Here is a 243-nt window from a genome sequence, read left to right on the forward strand (position 1 = left end):
GACGGATGAGAAATCCAATGAGATTACAGCCATTCCTGAACTTCTTAACATGATGGATATTAAAGGAAAAATCATCACAACTGATGCGATGGGTTGCCAGAAAGATATTGCAGAGAAGATACAAAAACAGGGAGGTGATTATTTATTCGCGGTAAAAGGAAACCAGGGGCGGCTAAATAAAGCCTTTGAGGAAAAATTTCCGCTGAAAGAATTAAATAATCCAGAGCATGACAGTTACGCAAT

General features: G+C 38.7%; 1 protein-coding gene. It reads left to right on the plus strand.

Translation table 11 applies throughout. From position 1 onward, the window contains the following. On the plus strand, nucleotides 1-243 hold a 243-nt coding region (locus E0D98_RS27220; RefSeq protein WP_131891745.1), incomplete at both ends, for an ISAs1 family transposase.

This window comes from Escherichia sp. KCJ4928 (genome assembly GCF_004352695.1).
In the GTDB taxonomy this organism is placed as follows: domain Bacteria; phylum Pseudomonadota; class Gammaproteobacteria; order Enterobacterales; family Enterobacteriaceae; genus ECMA0423.